The organism is Methylobacterium mesophilicum SR1.6/6 (genome assembly GCF_000364445.2).
In the GTDB taxonomy this organism is placed as follows: Bacteria; Pseudomonadota; Alphaproteobacteria; order Rhizobiales; family Beijerinckiaceae; genus Methylobacterium; species Methylobacterium mesophilicum_A.
Genome location: NZ_CP043538.1, coordinates 5,073,812 through 5,093,657 on the forward strand (window position 1 = coordinate 5,073,812; position 19,846 = coordinate 5,093,657).

The 19,846-nt window shown below is 56.8% G+C and carries 10 protein-coding genes and 3 pseudogenes; 4 read left to right on the forward strand and 9 right to left on the reverse strand.

Annotated elements, in window-relative coordinates:
- Positions 1-192 precede the first annotated feature (192 nt).
- Together MMSR116_RS24015 and MMSR116_RS24020 are read right to left on the reverse strand one after the other, a co-directional pair.
- The gene (locus tag MMSR116_RS24015; RefSeq protein WP_010681959.1) at positions 193-1,077 is read right to left on the reverse strand and encodes a glycoside hydrolase family 16 protein; all 885 of its coding nucleotides are present in this window, start codon (positions 1,075-1,077) and stop codon (positions 193-195) included.
- 846 nt (positions 1,078-1,923) lie between these two features.
- Positions 1,924-3,702 carry an alpha/beta fold hydrolase gene (locus MMSR116_RS24020; RefSeq protein WP_158169117.1) on the reverse strand — a complete coding sequence of 593 codons (1,779 nt, stop codon included), beginning with the start codon at positions 3,700-3,702 and terminating at the stop codon, positions 1,924-1,926.
- 517 nt (positions 3,703-4,219) lie between these two features.
- On the opposite strand from MMSR116_RS24020, the pseudogene MMSR116_RS24025 reads away from it, so the two are divergent.
- Together MMSR116_RS24025 and MMSR116_RS24030 are read left to right on the forward strand one after the other, a co-directional pair.
- Positions 4,220-4,874, forward strand: a pseudogene (locus MMSR116_RS24025) (IS3 family transposase); the annotation flags it as partial.
- A gap of 205 nt (positions 4,875-5,079) precedes the next feature.
- Positions 5,080-6,111, forward strand: coding sequence for a glycosyltransferase family 2 protein (locus MMSR116_RS24030; RefSeq protein WP_083920167.1), 1,032 nt, complete (start codon positions 5,080-5,082; stop codon positions 6,109-6,111).
- Between the two features lie 765 nt (positions 6,112-6,876).
- Here the strand turns inward: MMSR116_RS24030 and MMSR116_RS24035 are convergent.
- The 7 genes and pseudogenes from MMSR116_RS24035 to MMSR116_RS24065 form a co-directional block, all read right to left on the reverse strand.
- A complete protein-coding gene (locus tag MMSR116_RS24035) occupies positions 6,877-8,301 on the reverse strand; it encodes a lipopolysaccharide biosynthesis protein (protein ID WP_010681954.1) in 1,425 nt (474 codons plus the stop codon).
- Positions 8,302-8,729: 428 nt separating this feature from the next.
- Positions 8,730-9,552: pseudogene (locus MMSR116_RS24040) on the reverse strand (IS5 family transposase).
- A gap of 174 nt (positions 9,553-9,726) precedes the next feature.
- Complete coding sequence (locus MMSR116_RS24045; protein ID WP_010681952.1) at positions 9,727-10,776, reverse strand: glycosyltransferase family 4 protein; 1,050 nt, start codon at positions 10,774-10,776, stop codon at positions 9,727-9,729.
- A 623-nt stretch (positions 10,777-11,399) separates the two neighbouring features.
- The gene (locus MMSR116_RS24050; RefSeq protein WP_010681951.1) at positions 11,400-14,063 is read right to left on the reverse strand and encodes a GMC oxidoreductase; all 2,664 of its coding nucleotides are present in this window, start codon (positions 14,061-14,063) and stop codon (positions 11,400-11,402) included.
- 124 nt (positions 14,064-14,187) lie between these two features.
- Positions 14,188-14,599: pseudogene (locus MMSR116_RS24055) on the reverse strand (transposase); the annotation flags it as partial.
- A gap of 313 nt (positions 14,600-14,912) precedes the next feature.
- A complete protein-coding gene (locus MMSR116_RS24060) occupies positions 14,913-15,938 on the reverse strand; it encodes a glycosyltransferase family 2 protein (RefSeq protein ID WP_083920165.1) in 1,026 nt (341 codons plus the stop codon).
- Positions 15,939-16,498: 560 nt separating this feature from the next.
- Positions 16,499-16,639: a hypothetical protein gene (locus MMSR116_RS24065; RefSeq protein WP_158169119.1), complete on the reverse strand. Its 141-nt coding sequence runs from the start codon at positions 16,637-16,639 to the stop codon at positions 16,499-16,501.
- Positions 16,640-17,447: 808 nt separating this feature from the next.
- On the opposite strand from MMSR116_RS24065, the gene MMSR116_RS24070 reads away from it, so the two are divergent.
- Both MMSR116_RS24070 and MMSR116_RS24075 read left to right on the forward strand, forming a co-directional pair.
- Entirely contained in the window at positions 17,448-19,037 is a 1,590-nt protein-coding gene (locus tag MMSR116_RS24070) for a TolC family outer membrane protein (protein ID WP_051072105.1), read from the forward strand.
- A 122-nt stretch (positions 19,038-19,159) separates the two neighbouring features.
- Entirely contained in the window at positions 19,160-19,762 is a 603-nt protein-coding gene (locus MMSR116_RS24075) for a DUF2497 domain-containing protein (protein ID WP_010681946.1), read from the forward strand.
- Positions 19,763-19,846: the final 84 nt, after the last annotated feature.

The window sequence follows — 19,846 nt, forward strand, 5'->3', positions numbered from 1 at the left end:
TTCGATCCGTATGGCAGAAAATGCCAACTTCGAAATTTATCAATATTTCCATGCTGTCAATAGAAATCTCTTCCCTGGGTTGATACAAAATACTTACAGATCGACAACGTGGCAATGACATGCCGGCCCGGATCTTGGAGCTCGAAATGGGATGACGAGGGCTTGCCGATCTTAGAGGAATGTCATTTTAGCTCATTCCTTGCAGATCAGATCGCGCTTAGGCAAATCGGGCGCATAGGCATGAACATAATCAACAAGCAAATCTGAAGGATTCCGCGTTTTGTCGATAGGCCAACCTGATCCGAGGGCAAGATTGACAAGCATCATCAGTGGCTTCGTGTGCTCGTGCGGAGTTGGCTTTCTGCCGATCTCGCGCCGATCTAAATAGAATATGATCCATTCCTTTGTCACTTCGACGCCATAGGTGTGAAAAGTCTCGCTCAAACTACCGCTTGGCACCTTAGTGGTAATTGCTTCGCCTCGATTTTCTTCGGGATTGATCTTATTCCAAACATGCAGAACAGAATTGAAGGCATCCGGAATGTGTCCATAATACTCTATGACATCGATCTCGACGCTCGGAGTCTTGTCGTCCTTCCGTGAATTGGATGCAAGCCAGAACGCCGGCCAAACTCCTGGACCGGGAGGCAACTTCATACGTGCCTCGAAGTAACCGTATGTCTGTGCGAAACCGGCCGTCGTCGGGTCAGCGGAAGACAGCAAACCCGACGTCCACTTGCCGTTCTCGTGCTTCCTGGCTCTAATAGTCAATATGCCATTTTTCACAAAGAACGGCACGTTCCTTTCGGGGTCTGAGTAAAAGTCTATAGGATCCAGAAACTTTGCGTCGCCGAAATCGCCATTCCAGGGGGTGTGTGCAGACCACCGCGCTCGTTCGTTGTTGGACTTAGATACGCTTAAATCATTAAAATCGTCACCCCAGACTTTTTTGTAACGGCAAATCTGCAGTGATCCGTCCCCTGCCTGAAGCTGATTACACGCTGCAAGGACAGAAACGACGCTCAGCACTGAGGCCGGGGACATCATCAGGATCGCTTTTCGGAAACGCGATTTCATTCGGGAGTTCCGCTAATTCTAAGTTGGCTCAGCGCATAGGTGCAGCGGCCGACGAAGGCTCTTTTCGAGGTTAATCTAGAGCACGGTCGCTTCTCCCTCTCACTCTCTCAACCGCCAGACGCCTCATCCATCTACGGACAATACCACGTTATCCGACAAATTTCCGGACGTCGTACCGAATGCCAAGCGGCCGTCACGACAAACCGGGCGGGCTGAGCGTGATGAGTCTGCTAGACATCGACCGGGAGACCTTCGTGCGGGTGGCGTTTTCAACGCGTGTCGAAGGTCGGTCTGCCGATGGCTCTCCCATGCAGGCAGTGCGAACATCCTTCACGACGCCGCCCATCGACAGGTATCGAGATCGCTTACCACCGCTTCGCCGCCTGAGGGACGACCCGTGCCGGGCGTGGGTTCGGAGGCCTCCCGGCACACCACAGCGTCCTGTTGGTGTTCATGGACGGATCACGCAGCCTTTGAGCCTACCGACTGCCCTTGCACGTCACAGCTCATACTACACAGGCCATCAGGACACGGACAGGTTCCGGCCACGCAGCATCACGCTGAGCCTCGTCTGCCGCAGGATCGAGAACAGCGAGCGCCCGCGACGCCGCGGCTAGATCGTCGATCTATCGACAGGCTTGGGATGAGGACGGCCTGGCCCGCTTGGCTCGCGTCCATCGCCGCCCAATCCGTGACCAGCACAGGACAACTACGCCCTTGCATCCACGCCCGCGCCCTCATCAGCCAAAACGAAGCGAAATGAGCACACGCTTAACCCCAAACTGGAAAGCTTCGGGCTGACCGTATCACGACAATTTATTCCTTATCCAGATCGTACATGTCCTATCAGACCTTCGACACCACGCCAAAATGCTCACGTCGATTATGTGCGGCTAACTTGGCGTTTTCATTTTGAATGATGCCTCTCAACGCCAGGTCAAATTCATCAAACACTCCTTCATTGGCGAGATTATGGTCCGCCTTATCAATCACGACAATGGGGCCTCCAATAATATCCTCGACCTTCTTCTTATCATGTCCCAAATTTCTATAAACCTCCAACATGCCTGGCTCGTTTTCGCTGAAAATGAAGGCAAGAGACGCGCCGCGTTTGCGGACATTATCGATCCGGCCACTTACAGTATCTTGAAAATTGACTTTCTGGAATATATTTTTTACGCTCCTTTTGGAAACTCGACCTGCAAGGCGCGATAGCTTCATCAATATGCTCAAAATTCTTTTGGGATCACGAAAGAGGCGAGACCATGATGCACGGCTCTTGGCTTGTGCTGCATAGCTCGCCAAGCCCCAATTCGGGTTACGCATCATAGTTTCAAGATCATACGAGGGATTCCAATCAAAGCAAAATAAGTTTACGAGAACTGCCGCTGAGATCCGCTCATCTCGACATATAGCGTGAAACGCGAGAAACGCTCCGCTACAAAATCCGACGACCATGACCGGATTTTGAGTTGACGCTTGCAAATGATCAATAACGGCTCTTACGTCATTGACAGCGTCCAGCGAGTACAAGGGCGATGAACCGTCCCTTCTTTCCACACTGTCTCCGATGCCGAGGAGATCAAATCGGAAGGACGATACGCCGGATTGCGCTAACTTGCGGGATAGGGCTACAATCTGCCGTCCTCTTCCCGAGTGTGGGTTACGACCTGAGCCAATAAACAAGATTATTGGAGTATCGGCCGCACTGTGTTCCGGCCGGCACAAGACGCCGAACATGCCATGACCGAATTGTCTCGGCCTTTCGCTCCAGCCCGGACCATTGATCTGGCTCGCCGGTGCGGGCGTTCGTCGCGTCTCCGTCGATAAACTCGCTTGGTGAATAACAAAATTCGTAACATGTTTAAATGCTTCGGTCGGCGTTTCCGAAAACATGTCACTGACAAGAAGATTGGCAAGTTCTGGAAACAAGTCTGTCGACACTTCACAGCCAAGATCCTTGTATCGCTGTGCGAGGCGTTTGGTGTCGCTGCCGATGATAAGTACTCTGGGAGCCGGCGCTCGTATATCAGCAAACAAATCAATTTTTGAAATATCAACAATCAGAGAACTGTGTAAACGAAAACTGCCAAGCAGCAATTCGTCAGCTTTCTGAGGGATTGGCGTACCATCCGGGAGATGATCGATCGTAGTCGCTCGTAATCTCATTTCTCGCAAATAAGCTCGACCGCTTGTAAAAGGCGCGAGAAGGGCAAGTCCGTCAACGTTGCAATTGGCTGCAACCAGAGCCGCGAGAGTCGCGCCTAGTCGAAGTCCAACCAGTACGATCTCCTTCGCTTCAGCTTCAGTGCGAAGAAACATGACTGCTTGAAAAATCGCGTTGGTAAAATTATCCAGGCGCCGGGGATCGATGTCGAGCGAATCGCCCTCTCCTGGGTAATCGAAACGCAGAACTGCACATCCAGCACCCGCGATCTGCGCTGCTAATTCTCGCCATGCTCGATGAGCTGAAAGTTGTTCGAATCCTAAAGTTCCGCACAAAATCACAGCGCGTTCGCTGACACCAGCACTGAACCAGCCAAAATTTCCATTAAATTCAACAGGATATTCAAGAATAGATGACTCGACATCTTTCATTGCTGCCGACATGAATTCAGCGCCCATCAAGTCAGGAGATTCCCATTGCGTGTCCATTAATTCCGGAGGCCTACAGTGTAAACTCCCGATCTACCGTCTGGACTCACTCCCAGTTGCAAACGGTCGCCGCGAAGCAGACGGCAGCGAGGTATTTGCGGGCGAACCAATCGCAACAGGCGGCGTTGCGACAGGTATCCGCACCCCTGTCCGGACGTCCGTTCGATGGTGGTACAGCCGCGACAGAGCACGGACGAGACGGACGTGATCTGCCCGGCAGCTCCGGACTTGGCTGATTGAGAGGATCAGCCAATACCAAGGAGGCCAGCATACGCCGAGGGCTGAAGTTGAACGCGCGGGCGGGGCCTCGTGCGCTGGAGCAGGATCGCGGGGCGCGCACCCATGTTTAACAAGTGCTCGCGGACGGCGTGCCTGGTGGAGCCGCGGTCGCCGACAACCCTCTTGGGCGCGCTTGGCGGCTGGTCGAGCAACGGACTGAACCGCCCCCGGGGTTTTCGGAGGCTCCAGCTCTTGGAAAGCTGGAGCCATGACGAAACACACTCCGCCTTTATACCTGAGGCTTGCGAGCGGGCAGTCCGGCTGGTTCGGGAGCACGAGGGTGAGTCCAGTTCGCAATGGGCTGCGATCCAATCGATCGCGGCCAAGATCGGTTGCTTGGGCGAGACGCTGCGCAATTCGGTGCGCCAGGCCGAACGCGGCCGGGGCGTCGGGGTCGGCTCGACCACGGACGAGTGCGAGCGGATCAAGGCTTTGGGGCGGGAAAACCGCGAACTCCGGCAGGCCAACGAGATCCGGAGGAAAGGATCGACGTATCCTGCGCAGGTGGAGCTCGACTGCCGGTTCCGGTCGTGATCACATTCATCAACGATCACCGCGCCCTGAACGTTGACGGGGCGATCTCGAGGGTCCTGCCGAACATCCCGTCAACGTACCGCGCCCAGACTGCGCGGCGGACCGATCCCGGCACGCTGCCGCCCGGGCCAAGCGTGCCGCGGCACTGATGGTCGAGGTCCGGCGCGTGCACGCAGTCAACTTCGGCGTCTACGGCGTCCGGACGGTCTGGCGGCGGCACGCTCGCGCGGGGATCCGGGTCGCACGCTGCACGGTGGCCCGGCTGATGCGGGCGTTGAGCTTGGCCGGCGTGGTGCGGAGAGCGCAGGGTCCGCACCACCGTTCCCGATTTTGTGCTACGAACCGTTTCCCGTGAAGATGACCGTAGAATATCTGTGCAAATTAAGCCTCCTCGATTTTGCGAGATGAATTTGATCGCGGCTTGCGGCAGACTGAGTCATGCAATTATAATCAGATTCTGAATTCGCAATTGACTCGCTGGACATTTGATATAGATCAACCGTGTCGATCTGCTCAGTCGACAAAGATGCAGGAATGGCCTCTGAGATGAAAATTGCGAGATATCTTAAATCTTATCTTATTAACGGGATTGTCGCATGGATCCGCCGCACTGCGAAATCAAGAGACTTGGCGTGCATCAAACTTCGACCGGAATTGAGCCAGGCGATCCATGTTGTTTTGATGATTGTCAAGAATGAGCAATCGCGGATACCGTTCTTTCTGCGATATTATAGAAACTTAGGATTTCAGCATTTTGTAGCAATCGACAACTGCTCTACCGATGGCACAAGGGAAATCTTATTACAGGAGCATGATGTATCGCTATTTGAAGCCAAAGGCGGATTCAAGAGCGCGAGATTTGGCATGGACTGGGTTAATCACATCGCGGCAAAATATTGCGCAAATAAATGGCTTCTACATGTTGACGCAGACGAATTTTTAGTCTTCGAAGGCTACAAGACTCGTAAAATTTTAGAGTTTACCAAGGACCTCGCAGCTCGCAATCAAATCAGCGTCCAGTGCGTCATGCTGGACATGTATAGTGACCGATTGCCCTCTGAGAATTTTTATAGGTCTGGGCAGGATCCATTGACAATCTGCAACAAGTTTGATGCCTCCGGATATCAAGTCACATACGATTCGGTTTCAAGAACCAGTTGGATCAAGGGTGGCGTGCGAAATAGATTATTTTTTGAGGAGATTTCTAGCTCTCCGGCGCTGAATAAGACGCCTTTGACATACTGGAAGAGCCATTATGCCTTCATTAAGTGCGCCCATGAACTTTGGCCGCCAAGGCTTAACAATGGCGACTCCATTGAAGGAGGACCACACCATGGAGCGCTGCTCCATTTTAAGTTCTTAAGTGATTTTGACTCGAAAATTTTGAACGAAATCACGAGCCAGCAGCATACCGCTGAGTACAGTCAATATATACTTGGAGCCAATCGAGCTTATGAGAAGGGTTTTGTATTCAGTGAAACTGTCGACTATAATGACTGGAATACACTTGTGCAAGTTGGACTCATCTCACAGATATACTCGAAAGAAAGTAGAGTAACGGTTTAGCAGCATCGCGTCGAATTATGATGATTATCCAATTAAGCCAACAAAGTTGCGATATTCTGCCGTATGAATGCGTGTAAAAACGCCACGATTGATCTTCGCTGCTGCGTCACCTTCACGCTCGAGCGCGACGATTGGCCGATACAACCCGAAGTCCCTCAATTTTTATTGCGCAAGGATCCTGTTCAAGGCCGGTCCCGCTCCAGCGAGGCAAGTCCACCAAAGCCCTTCCCAGGGTCTTTGTGGCCAGTATTCAGCCACAGGCGCAAGCCCGACGGAACGGGGATCATCGATCCCGCGGCGCCGCGTGGAGATCCCGGACCAAGGCCGTATGTTCAACGGCCTCAACACACAGCCCATGGTCGCCGATGTGTTCCACCTCGATGGCGCGACCTTGCTGACCATGATCACGCATCGGTAGCCCGACCGGCGCCGGAAGAGAGAGCGGAACGAAGGGAGGCCAAGTTGGCCTCTCGCCGCCTCCTCATCCCTGACCTCACGTCGACAGCGACAGAGGAGCGATGGCGTCGGCTGTGGCGACGCGCCACAAACGATATTGATGCTGTGATGATCTCCGCCTCATCAAGAACCGCTCGCACCTTTTCACGCAATCAGGAGCGGCGCGCACTGGCGACCAAGAGGTGCGACGAGATCGAAGGTCAAGACATAGGATAGATAAGGGCCTTCATGACATCACTGTATCCAGGCCCCGCCTTTAACCCACTGAGACGCATGTCAGCGAACACTTACTCGTGAATATTTTACACGTCATCTAAAAACTGCGACGAGAGATTTAATATTATATCCTGCAATTAGAAGGGCAAGCAAATATGCCATTGCACCGACAGAAACGACAACCGCAGTGGTGACATATATATTGACAAAGACACCGGCGATAGTTCCCCCTAATAGACCAACCGCACAATACATCGCGGCTCCGGCCATCAATGGTATTGCGCATTGTCGCAGCTGTGTAAACGGACTCAGCCCAATCATCGATTTTAAGCAATACATCGTTATTATCATCAATATAAATGAACACAGCAGCCGTGATAATATGACTCCCTCGGCACCGAACTGCCAGGCGCCGATCGCAATCACTGGCAATTTCAGCATAAATTCGACGAAAGACAGATTGAATAAAATCTTTGTCTTTCCAAGTGCAGCAGCAAGCGCTGGAAATGGCTGAGTCAATAAGTAAAAAATGGGCTCAATCGCGATTATCTGCAAGAACGGCACCACGGAGAGCCATTTTTCTCCGAGAAGTGCTCGAACTAGGGGGTCTGCTGCAACGCTAAGGCCAAAAAATATGGGGACCCCGACCATCGAAACTGCTCGCAAGCATCGTTCGTATTGTTGAGTGAGTATCGGTCGATTGCCAGTCGATTTTGCGAACGTTGACATCATCGGTGTTACTGTTGGCAAGATCAGACTCTGCGCCGGCAGCGCCGCGATGTCATTGGCCATAGTATATCTGCCAAACTGCGCGTGATCTACAAATTTACCTAGCAATAGTCTATCATACTGCCAATTGAATGCGGCAAATGCCTTCGATAGGCTCAGCCAGCCGGAGAATGAAAGAAAATATTTGTACTGCAGAAAAGTTAATCTTGGCCAGCACGGGGCGATAATATATGACAGGCTTGAGGATGCCGCTGGAGCTACAACAGTATTTACGACAATCGACCAAACTCCCGCGCCCATATATGCGCAGGTGATGGCAGCTATGCTACCTATAGCTTTCCCAAACGTTTCGATAACGAATGTCGGTCTAAAATCCAAATTCTTTACCGTTAAAGCGATGCCAGGACTTGTCATGCCTCGCGCGACCGAACACAAACTTAGTGCTAATACTAAATCATGCAATTGAGGCATTCCGTAGATTGCGGCGAACGGCACGGACAGCGCAGCAGTTACAGACGCTATCAAAAAACTTCTTGCTAGATTAATTGTAAAGGCAGTGTCTAGATGTGATTTAGAAATGTTAGGCATGCAAATGAGGGCAGCACCAACTGGGAAATCGGTAATCATATCGATTATCGATATCAACGTCATCGCAATCGCAACGATGCCGAATTCACTGGGTCCGAGCGTTCTTGCGAGAACAAGTAACGTGATAAAATCGATTCCCTTTCCAATTATCTTTGAAGAAATTGTTAACAGGGCACCGTTAAGCGCTCGTTTGGAACTCATTAGAAACATCCCGGCAGAAACATCGAATTTCTCACGAATCCATCCGCAAATTTACCGATAGACGAAGAATGCTTTCAAGATCATGACTCGTGGACGAAATAGCCATATCATAGACACGTTTTGCTTAAACACTCAAATTTCCAAGATCGAGTTTATGTGATGCGGCTTGCTGACTGATCCCGGCTACTCAGCGCGAAAACCATCCAGGCGAGTTTAGGGCTGTGCCTCGTTGCCAGCAGGCTGCCCAATGAGCCCGAGCCGCAGGGGGGCTTTTAGCGTAGGCGGTAAGTTTTTCAATTGCGAGTACGTTTCGGGTTGAGCACTGCTGAGTGCTCGGCGGCATTGAACATCGCCTATCCGAGCTCAACCGTCAGGAAATTATAGATCTGGTGGAGCCACCGCTTCCTCCGTGAACCGATCTAGAGCGCCTAACGGAACCGTTTGCGCGAGTTGAGTATCATGAGGCTTCCAGCGAGGCTGGTGAAGGCTTTGTCGATATCGGCGCGTCGCTCGTAGTGGATTGGCAGGAGGCGGTAGCGGTTGAACCACGCGTGGATGCCCTCATCCTGAGCTTGTCGAAGGATCGACGACCCAGCGGTGACGCCCGTGCCGCTCGCTGCTCTCGGTGCCTTGCGGGCGATACCCGGTACGATCCCGCGGGCCCTGCACATCTGGCGCCTCGCCCTGGCATTTGACCTTCGGCGCGCAGTTTTCCGGGCCGTCGGCGCGGTCGCCAGCGCCGTCCGCTCCGTAGGGGCGGGATGGCGTCGAGCGTCGGGGCCTGCATCGGGCTGTCGTGCCGATTGACCCCGCTCAGGCAGAAGCCGAGCGGCGTCCCGCGCGCATCAGTGACGAAGTGTCGCTTCGTGTCCGGCCTGCCCCGGTCCGTCCGCTTCGGGCCGGTGGCAGAGCCCCTTTCCCGCAGGGACCGACGCAGTGTCCGAACTCACCCGGATCCAGTCGATCTCACTCGCCGCGTGCAGGCTCTCCAGCATGACCTGGATGCAGGCGCGCCCAGACGCTCGCCCCCTGCCTGTCACGCAGGCGCCGCCAGCGACTCATCCCGCAGCCGCAGCCCATCGCGGCGGGCAGCATTCCCCAGTGCAGACCTGAGCGCAGCACAAACAGAAGGCCGATCAGCGCCGCCCGGTTCGCGACCGGACGGCGTCCGCCCTTGAGACGGGGCCGGGGTGGTGGAAGGAGCGGGGCACTCAAGGTCCAGAGATCATCGGGCAGAAGCGGGCGTGTCACATCCACCAACGCCTGCCAAACGATCCGTGCCCGATCTGTTGAGCGCTCTCAGTCGGCATCGCGCGCAGCGACGCCGGCGCGTCAGGGCGGCGACTTTGCTTCATGCCGTCACGAGAGCCAAACAGCGTATGCAGCACTGTTTAAGCTCGTGTCGACTATGATCGTGCGGGTCTGTCACAGAGCTGATTTGTAGACCTCAATCGTTTCGGCGCAAACACGCGAGATGGTTAAATATTGTATCTGGTTCTGGCTTTGGATTTTCCAGAACGCCAGTTGTTGCGGATCGTCCAGTAACCGCAACATCTCACGTGCAAGGGCGTCTGGCCTTCGCGCGGGCACAAGAATACCGGCCTTTCCATCGTTCAACAGCTGCGGAATTCCATCGACGTCGGTCGCGATCACTGCACAACCCGCCTCTCTTGCTTCGGAGATCACGAGCGGTGCAGGGTCCGCATGGGAGGGCAGAACGAAGATATCCGCCGCGGCCAAATAGGAAACTGGCTGCTGGATTGTCCCAAGGAACTCGACCGAATTTGCGCTGGACAGATCGGAAACATATTTAGTGTATGTGTCGATCATAGGGCCGCCCCCGACAATATATAATTTGCAATTCGGCCTGGATCGATAGACAATTTCGAAGGCATCGAATAGATCAATCAAGCCTTTTCTAGGATGAAGTCCTCCTACGAACATGACATTGGGCTTTGAAAGAGAGACTTGCTTGCGATCCACACTTTTCAATCGGGCGGAACCAATTGTGCCGTTCAGCACGACCGCAAGCTTCTTTTCCTTAATGCCTCGCCTAGACATCGACTTTTTCACGGCCTCGCTAACTGCGATGACCTTCTTGCCAAGCCCCATCAAGATGGAGCTTCGTTCGAACTCGTTGTGTACAGTTGTAATTAAAGGAATGCCAAGCATCATGCAGGATGGCCACGCCAGGACTGCACTGGTCATCATATGCGCATGCACAATATCGGGGCGATCCTTTCGCAACAACCGATAAAACGCCAGCATCTCAGATGGAACGAGATGTATCTTTCGCCGATGAGCGAGGTATCTCGTTCCAACTTTGTTGTCCTGCAGCAAATCGTCAAAGTCACCGCCGGCGCTAGCGATGAGAACAGCATGATCTAGTCGCGCCTGCTCGCATGCCAGGTCGACCGCAGCATGGACATGCCCATTTGATTTCTTTGTATGGTTAAGAATATGGATGATTTTCATCGGAACTGACTTTAAGCTCCTCAGCAGATAGTTTGTAGCAAATGGGAAAATTCAGTCCGCCATCTTAGTCGACTCATTCAGCGGCTATTAGGTTAACAAACGGCCTTTCGACGAAGTTGGATGGCGGTACAGATAAGACAGCTGGACCAACGCTTGATTTACCCACGTCCATTAATATTGTTCTCGGCAATTGCCAACCCGTCACAACGATCGGCCGATGAGTTTTTAATGGGCCGCGAGGAATGAATTGGCTTAGAACTGAGATCGATCAACTACATGATCGGTTCGATCCAACAACAAAACAACACCGATCAGCATTTATTAAGGCGACTCGCCAGTTTAAGTATTGACCGTTCGCAAAACTTCAATTGCATATGACGCGAATTGAGCAGATTATCCGACTCTCACTCGCGCATACGCGAGTTTTTATGCTCTCGTCTTATCAAGGAAACTTATAAATTCATCGTTCCAAAATTCATTTCCTGAAAATTGCTTGCTATAGGCTAAGATGGCGGGGATTGATATTTGAACGTTCATTAGCTCTTGCTCAGCCCGATCATTTAAGGGTCCGTCAGAAGGCCGGTTCGTCGAAGGAGGCTGTTGAGCCGGTTATCTTGTGCTTGCTAACGAGGTTTCGCGCCTTGCTGTGGTAACGCTTCGCAAGCCGCCTCAACGCGCAAGAGGCGCAGTGCCTCGGCATGCGCCCAGGCCATGCCGAATGGCGGAGACCAGCCAGCTGCGGCAATCTTGTTCGCGGGGAAGCGCATACGCCACAGCGGGTTGCGCAATGGCAGGCGGCGGAAACGCGCAAAGTCGCGAACCCAATCGACCGCAGGCGGCACGGGCGGTACCTTAAAGCGTAAGTCGCCGGTCGCATCATACGCCTTAAGCATAAAATCGGCGTGCGTCGGCGTCGCGAAATGGTCCTCGCCTACATTGAAGGTCTCGAAGCTCCCGGCAGGGCCAACGCCGGAGAGCCCCCGCTCCATCGCCCACAGGATCGCATCTGAGACGTCGCCCACGTAGACGTGGTGCGCGTGACGGTGGGCCGCAATGACGCGTTTCGAACGGGGCCAATCACGGATTTCAATGAGTTCTGGGAGACCCACGACTACCGTCGGGCGCAGCGCCACGTAGCGGGTCAGACGTGCCTCGGCGGCCAACGCAAGCTCGCCAGCGAGTTTCGTGCGGCCGTAGGCTCGGGTCTGGTCGATGGCCCAGTACTCGTTGGGCACGTCTCGATCGGCAGTCAGCACGGGGGCGTCCTCAGACATGATGCGACCGCGGCCACTGCCATAAACGGCGACTGAGCTGGTGTAGACGAAGGTGCGCACCTGAGCCCGCTCGCCCGCTGCGGCGAGCAGCCGAGTCGCCTCGACATTGGCCTGCGGCATGCGAGCAGGGTCGTGCATCTCGGCAGCAATGTGGAGGATTGCATCACAGCCCTCGACCAGAGCATCGTAGCCATCTTGGCGCAAAAGGTCGAAATGCCGCCATTCGAGCCCCGGCGCACGTGAGTCTAAGGGTAGGGACTTGGACGTCGTCGCTCGCACCCGGTAACCCCGCGCAGCGAGGTCGGCTAATACAACTCGGCCGATGCGCCCGGTGGCACCGGTGAGCAAGACCCGTATTGGGTTCTGTTCGCCGGCCGGCGAAGTGCAAATGGCGGGCGGGCGGGCAGACCGGACACGGGCCTTGAGGCCGTCGGCCAAGCGCAGAGAGGTTGCCACGATCATCTGCGTTGGATTGGCGTGGCCGGCCGTGGGAAAGGTCGAGGAGCCGGCGACGTAGAGCCCGTCGACCCCGTGGACCTGATGATCTGCGTCCACCACGCCCATGGTCGGATCGTCCGCCATCCGCGTTGCCCCGGTCGGGTGGCCGACGTCGGTGATCGAGTCCGGGAAAGGTGCTTGGTGCCGCACCCAAGGTTCGAGTTCAGGAACCGGAAGTCCCATCGCCGCGAAGCTGTCGCGGGCGACTTCGGCCATGCGGCGCATGGAACGCTCTTCGTCCGGATGTACACGCCAGTCGATGCGGGGCAGCCGCGAGCCGAAACGGTCGCGCCGGTCCGACAAAGTAATCCGGCTATCAGGATCCGGCCGTTGCTCGCACATCGCGTCAAGCGTCAGGGACGAGAGCTTGCGGGGAAAGCCGTTTGCCTGAACGAAATACTGATGTAAACCACGCACCAGCAGGCCTGGACTGGCCGCTAGCACGCCGACGTCTTCGCTCAACTTGGCGCGTCCCGAGGCGATGCGCTTAAGCGCCTCAAGGGGGTCGCCCGGTGCGACTTCCTCTCCGAGCCAGGCCGCGACGTTGAGCAATCCTTCCTCGCGCTGCAATTGCGGGCTCAACCGCAGGCCGGCCCGGAACAGGTTGCCGCGCACGGTGAAGCGCCCGAAGCGGCGCTCAACCTCTCTCGAGCTCTCGACCGGGAAGGACGCGATTGAGCCGCGGGGATGGTCCATGAGATAGCGGCCGACGAGGTCGCGGTCGTTGCCCAGGCCGCCTTTGACCACGCTATCTGATGAGAGGAGCAGGCGTGGGTTTTCGATGCCACCCGCACACAACACAACGGTGCGGGCCGGTATCGTGAACCGTTGTCCGTCAGGCGCGGCAACAATAACCGAGGAAACGGCCTTACCGGATTCGACCGGATCGATCCGGATCACGGTGGCGTTTGTCAGCAACGTGAAGTTGGGGCCAAGCCGATCGTCAATACGCGGTCCAAACCGCATGTACTCGAACCGGTAGGCATGCTCGCCGTCGCGACTGAATTGCCAAAAAAACGGCAGCAATAGCCGTGGGTCGGGTGCGGCCGGCGCTTGGCGATTGGCAAGCCTCCAGAAGCGGTCGTCACTGAAGCCCTCGCCGGAGACCAGCCCGAGGTATTCGGCGCTGCGCTCAAGAAAAGGAACGAGGATTTCGCGCCTGAAGGGCCAGCCGGAAGCTGGCACCCAAGGGCGGTGCTCGAAGTCGATTTCGTCGAAGGCGGCGCAGCGGCCGCCCCAAGTGTGCGAACTACCGCCGATAATTCGATTGCGTACGTGCCACTGGTCATCGACTGAGAGGCGTGCGCGTCCGATGTTCTCGACTTCGTCGAGCGCGTCTGCATCGGACTGCCGCTCGTGACTGCCGCTCTCCAGCATCGTCACACGCAGGCCGCTCCGTGTGAGTTCACGGGCGATGGTGCTACCGGCAGGACCAGAGCCCACGATGCACACGTCGCTGCCTTCGACAGCTGCGGTCGCTTGGCCGCCGGCGGTGCGCAGATCGATGATCCTCATCATGCCTCCGTTTCAGATCAAAATCGCTTAAGGCAGATCGGGCCGGTTTGAACACATATATCGTAAGCTTTGCCATAAACCCAATTGGTACGGTTAAGTTTATATGATATTATTCCTCAGTCTGTCTATTCGGCAGCGGTGCCTGATCGAGCTTGGTCGAACGGCAGCGGATGCTCGACTGGCCGATGCCGAGCGCGGCGCAGCCGCGCCACTCCCTGACCCCGTGTGCCTCCTGAACCTGGCGCAGAAGCTCGCGTCGCCGAGCAGGCGTCAGATCTCTTTTGCGAGCACATCCGGCAGGCCATCTTTGTCGCGGCTGAGATCGGCTACGCGCTGCTTGAACCTGTGGTTCTCGTCCTCGCGCTGCTCCAGCCGCCGTAGCTCGCCTGTGACCAATCCACCACAGAGATCCTTCGCGCGGTGGAATCTCTGCTCGGTAATGCCCATCCCGGCAGTGCCTCCGCGGCCGGTGTCCCGGTCTCGGCCTGCTTCGCCGCGAACGCGATCTGCTCTTCGCTGAACCTGCACTTCTTTATGGCTCCGCTCCTCCCTTCAAGATCTTACAAAGCCGGCACACTCGCGCTCAAGACGGGTCAAAACAATGGGGGACGTTGCGTGGCAGCGTGATGAGCACCTTCGAGCGCACATGCTCAGGGACTTTCCCGGGACCGTTCCGCTCAGGCCCCTGTGTGCTCACATGATCAACTCAGCGGCGTGCCCACCAAGTCGTTACTCGACAAGCGTATCTCAGGGGATGCCCGATCACGTCGATCGAACCTCGAATAGGGCTCACGTTGTTTCGGCGAACAAAAAATATAGATCTTCTGCAAAACTCAAAATGCACCCCATCTAAGATATAATTCTCTTCGCCCGGCGAATTATTGAGCGCAGATAGGGATAAGCCATAGGATTGATGCGGGCATTGATTATCGATCGCGCCATTTTGTTCGGCAATGTCCAAAGGCTTGTGATGAACAGTAGGATTGGTATGAACTGAATAGGACTGACCTCTTGCTTCGCCCGCTTCAAAATTCCCGTAACTTGGCTGAATGAGATTGATTTTTGATCCAACACATCGGCCATGAATTCTCTTTGAAGAGTATAAAGATAGCGAGAATGTATTTCAGTCTCCGATCCGTCTAGATTGTGATGGTTCAACAAGCTTGCGAGGTGCCTCAATCTTTTCTCAAAGACATGAGCATCACGTCTTAACCGCTGGGCATTCACTGAACCAGCGCCAGAGAGATTGGTACCATGCAATCGATACTGCCCAAGAGCCGTGTTGATTGAAATGACTTGCCCCCTGTAAGGCGCCAGCAAATAGGCGACCCCATCGATACCGAAATCGTAACTGATATCACCAAGCCCTTCATACAACGACCTCCTCCAAATATTCCCGGAGGTTGGCGGTATGACATAATAACCCCTGCGCTGAATGTCGCGTCTGAATTGATCACTTCCTTCAGAGTCATTCAAGGATGGGAAAGATAGCCCGATGATTTTTCCGTCAGGCCCTATTGGATCGAGAGCAAATTGAACTTTAGAAACTTCATCCGTCAAATACTGAGATATGCTTGAAACAGCGTGAGGATACAGCACATCATCCGCATCAAGAAACATCAGAAATTCGCCAGATGACTTTGAGACTCCGTACAGACAGGCCGGTATTGAGCCACGATTTTCTGTTCGAAAGGAGTTCAATTTATTGCCGTAGGAGCTGATAACCTCCCACGAATTGTCGATTGAACCATCATCTACGACTATGATTTCGAAACTCACGCCGTTTTGAGCCAGCGCGCTGTTTATTGCGGTCGCTACATATTTTCCATAATTAAAACAGGTAATTATGATGCTGATTTTTGGCTGGGTATCCATCCTTAGGCCTCTGGAATGCTGCTTATGAGAGGATGAAAAATTGGCTGGAGATGATCGTCGATATAATTATCACTTTGTTAACAAGCCATAATGAATTGCCCATCTCATTCTTGATTCAAAATTCTGCGGAAGCGTTGCCAGTCGACCTGACACGGTCATGAAGTGTGCGTATCGACATCCGCCTTCCAGAACCTTCTGTGCAGGAATGTGGCCTGGAACGGTTTGCCTGCGCGAGTGACAAGGACCATTGTCCCAGCATGGTCGGTTCGACGCATGAAGCTCCGCCCGGTCGAGACGAGCACTCATTGCTTGCAGCAGAGCTCGGATGGTTGACCGTGGGCGTGCATTCCAAACGCGCGAGGGGACGATATTCGTCATATTGCCGATCCGGGCCGGAACGATGTCGTCGATGAGGCGTGGCTGCACGTCGCCATCGTCGCGCTGGAAAGTTCCCATAACCCGGCGTCCACGCCGTTCCCTTGAGTGCTTGGTCTCGGAAGTGGGGTGACGGATCGAGCCCGAAGCGCTCGGTTTCTCGTCGAGGTCCGAACGATAAGCTCTTAGGTTGTGAGGCCAAGCAGAGTCTCGAGCGGACGGACGTGGTCGTAGGCGTCGACGAACACCTGAAAGCGGTCCCGGAGTTGTTCGTGCGTGTCGTTGCGGGAGCGCTTGACCGCCGCGTCCTCGATGGTGCGGCTCATTCACTCGACCCGACCGGTGGTCCACGGATGGTTGGACTGAGTCAAGCGCCGCTCGATGCCGTGGTCGTGGCAGATGCGATCGAGCATAAGCCGGCCGTACCAGACGATCGGACTTGAGCGATTGCCCGCGGCAGGGCGGAATTGCACTCCGTTGTCGGTCAGGGTTCGCTTGAGCGTCCAGCTTGGCGAGAGCCGGCTTCGAAGTGCCGTCGATGGCCACGAACAGGCGGACTTTGCCTTGCTCAATCCAGGCCTTTTCGATGTCGATGTGGACGCAGCCAATGCCAACATCGGCCAAGCGCTCATTCCGGCGCTTGGCGCCTTCCATCTTCGGCAGGCGGCTGATGCCGTGCCGGGTCCCGGGCCGCGGCGGAGTGACGAGCGGGCCAGATGCGGGAACGTGGGCTTCAGACCGTAGAGGCCGTCGTCCGGCGGCGGCAGTGTGTGGCGCCGGGCGCCGACGATAACCGCCACCTCCGCTGGAGCGAGGACGGGCGAGCGCGGCTTCTTCGGCCCCATGGCAGCGTCTGCCGTCGACCGCCGTGCGCCTTGTCTGGATCGACTTCGGGCCATGTGTCACCTGAAAGCCCCAGCGCCTTATATTCGGTTGCCATCTGCACTGCTGACCCGAGCCAGATCGCAGCTTTTGCGCTAAGCCTAACCGTGGGGCGGGCTTGATCGGATACCAGCGTAACGCCGTACCTTGGCCGTTCTCGTCTCGGGAATCCGGATTGAAAGAGACCGCAAGGGCTTGTTTATCGTGACACTGCGTCCACAAGCGGGTTGCCTGAAGTTCCGCTCCGTCGGAATGGTCTCCGCGCTCGCGCTCTTGGCAGCGACACCGTCCGCTGCGGAGACCTTAGAGAGCGCGCTCGCGAAGGCCTACCAGGGGAATCCGACGCTCAACGCGAGCCGTGCGGGCGTTCGGGCGACCGATGAGAACGTGGCGATCGCGCAATCCGGATACCGGCCTCAGGTCAACGTCGGTGCGTCCATCGGTGTCCAGTACCTCCAGACCCGCAGCGCGAGCGCTCTCACGGCCGCGAGTTCGACCGGCACGGGCGCGACAGCGACGGGTGCCGGCAGCGCTCTGGGTACGAGTGCGAGCACCGGCGCGGGTCTCGGTACGTCGACGGGTATCGGAACCACCTCGGGCACGACCGGCACGGGGACGGCCGGCTCGTTCACCACGGGCGGCACCGGTCAGACGGCCTCCGCCGTCGGGGGTTCTGTCGGAGGCTCGACCGACATCGCGACGCAGACGATCGGATCGAGCCGGACGATCCGGACGACCTATCTGCCGAGCAGCGCGAATCTGACGGTCTCGCAGACCATCTTCAACGGATTCCAGACCGACAACCTGACCCGGCGCGCCGAATCGACCGTCTACAGCCAGCGCGAGACGCTCCGCTATACGGAGCTCACGGTCCTCTACAACGCCGTCCAGGCGTACATGAACGTGCTCAGCAACACCGCGACGCTGGAGCTGAACCGCAACAACGTCGAGGTGCTGGAAGAGCAGCTCCGGCAGACGCGCGACCGGTTCAACGTCGGCGAGGTGACCCGGACCGACGTGGCCCAGGCGGAGGCGCGCCTCGCCGGTGCCCGCTCGCAGGTCAGCGCGGCCGAATCAGCCCTGCGCACCAGCATCGGCATCTATCGGCAGAATATCGGCGTCGAGCCGCGCCAGCTCGCGCCGGGCCGGCCGCTGGATCGGTTCGTGCCGGGGAGCCTCGACGCGGCCATCGCCGTCGGCCTGCGCGAGCATCCGCAGATCGTGTCGGCCATCCACGCCGTCGATGCCGCCGAATCGCAGGTCAAGGTGCTGGAAGGCCAGCTCGCCCCGAGCCTCAGCCTTCAGGGCTCGCTCAGCCAGCTCTACGATCAGAACGGCCCGAACACGAGCTTCTTCGTCGGCTTCGTCGGCGGCCGGCTCAACATCCCGATCTACGAGGGCGGCCAGACCTACGCGCAGATCCGCCAGGCCAAGGAGACGGTCGGCCAGACGCGGATCCAGGTCGATCAGGTCCGCGATCAGGTCCGGGCGCAGATCGTCGATTTCTGGGGCCGGCTGGAGGCCGCGAAGGCGCAGGTCATCGCCGCCCAGGCTCAGGTCCAGGCCAACGAGGTGGCGCTGAACGGCGTGCGCGAGGAGGCCCGCGTCGGCCAGCGCACCACCCTCGACGTCCTGAACGCACAGCAGGAATTGCTGAACTCGCGGGTGAACCTGATCCTCGCCCAGCGCGACCGGGTGATCTTCTCCTACGGGGTGGTGCAGGCGATCGGACAGCTGACGGCGCGCTTCACGGCACTGCCGGTGGAATACTACAGCGCGAAGGTCCACTACGATCAGGTCAAGGACCTGTGGTTCGGCCTGCGCACGCCGGACGGACGCTGAGGTCTTTTCCACGGTGAGTGTGGTGCGGGCGCGCTTGCCGCAACGAAACGGCATGAAATACTGATCGAACACCGACCCGCCCGGGTCGCATTCCAGTCTCCCATGCCCGAGTGCGCCTGCCGATGAGTGCAGCAAGCCCCAAGATCCAGGATTCGAATTTCCAGGACAAGGCTGCCGACAAGGCGCACGAGCCTTCGATGGAAGAGATCCTCGCGTCGATCCGGCGGATCATCGCCGACGATCAGGCGACGAAGCCGACCGAGACGGCCACGCCCGAGCCGGAGGATGTGCTGGACCTCGCCGAGGCCGCCGAGCCCGTGGTGCGGCCGCGCGTCGTCGCGCCGGAGCCCGAGCCCCTCGATTTCGACGCCATCGATTTCGACGATCCGGAGCCCGTCGCGCGGGAGCCGGAGCTGGTGCCGGAACCGCCTGCACCGCCAAGCAAGCCCCCGGAGCCTGCCTTCCAGGCTACGCGGCCGGAGCCTGCCTTCCAGGCCCCGCAGCCGGAGCCCGAGGCCCTCGTCTCGCCGGCGACCGATGCCAGCGTCAGCGGTGCGTTCAACCTGCTGGCTCATACGGTGCTGACCCAGAACGCACGCACGCTCGAGGATCTCGTCAAGGAGATGCTTCGGCCCATGCTGAAGTCCTGGCTCGACGACAATCTGCCGGCCGTGGTGGAGCGTCTCGTGCGCGCCGAGATCGAGCGGGTCTCGCGCGGCCGGTGAGCCGCTGCGCCTGGGTCCGAGCACCGGGCCCTGCCCACCGCGTGTTGACGGGAGCGGCGTGACGGTCGAAAGCGGGGCCGACCC

Excerpts from the sequence above, each read along its gene's own strand:
- MMSR116_RS24065 (WP_158169119.1), bottom strand. The coding sequence starts at position 16,639 with ATGAGCCGCACCATCGAGGACGCGGCGGTCAAGCGCTCCCGCAACGAC.
- MMSR116_RS24015 (WP_010681959.1), bottom strand. The coding sequence starts at position 1,077 with ATGAAATCGCGTTTCCGAAAAGCGATCCTGATGATGTCCCCGGCCTCA.
- MMSR116_RS24035 (WP_010681954.1), bottom strand. The coding sequence starts at position 8,301 with ATGAGTTCCAAACGAGCGCTTAACGGTGCCCTGTTAACAATTTCTTCA.
- MMSR116_RS24060 (WP_083920165.1), bottom strand. The coding sequence starts at position 15,938 with ATGGATACCCAGCCAAAAATCAGCATCATAATTACCTGTTTTAATTAT.
- MMSR116_RS24075 (WP_010681946.1), top strand. The coding sequence starts at position 19,160 with ATGAGTGCAGCAAGCCCCAAGATCCAGGATTCGAATTTCCAGGACAAG.
- MMSR116_RS24030 (WP_083920167.1), top strand. The coding sequence starts at position 5,080 with ATGGCCTCTGAGATGAAAATTGCGAGATATCTTAAATCTTATCTTATT.
- MMSR116_RS24045 (WP_010681952.1), bottom strand. The coding sequence starts at position 10,776 with ATGAAAATCATCCATATTCTTAACCATACAAAGAAATCAAATGGGCAT.
- MMSR116_RS24020 (WP_158169117.1), bottom strand. The coding sequence starts at position 3,702 with ATGGGCGCTGAATTCATGTCGGCAGCAATGAAAGATGTCGAGTCATCT.
- MMSR116_RS24070 (WP_051072105.1), top strand. The coding sequence starts at position 17,448 with ATGGTCTCCGCGCTCGCGCTCTTGGCAGCGACACCGTCCGCTGCGGAG.
- MMSR116_RS24050 (WP_010681951.1), bottom strand. The coding sequence starts at position 14,063 with ATGAGGATCATCGATCTGCGCACCGCCGGCGGCCAAGCGACCGCAGCT.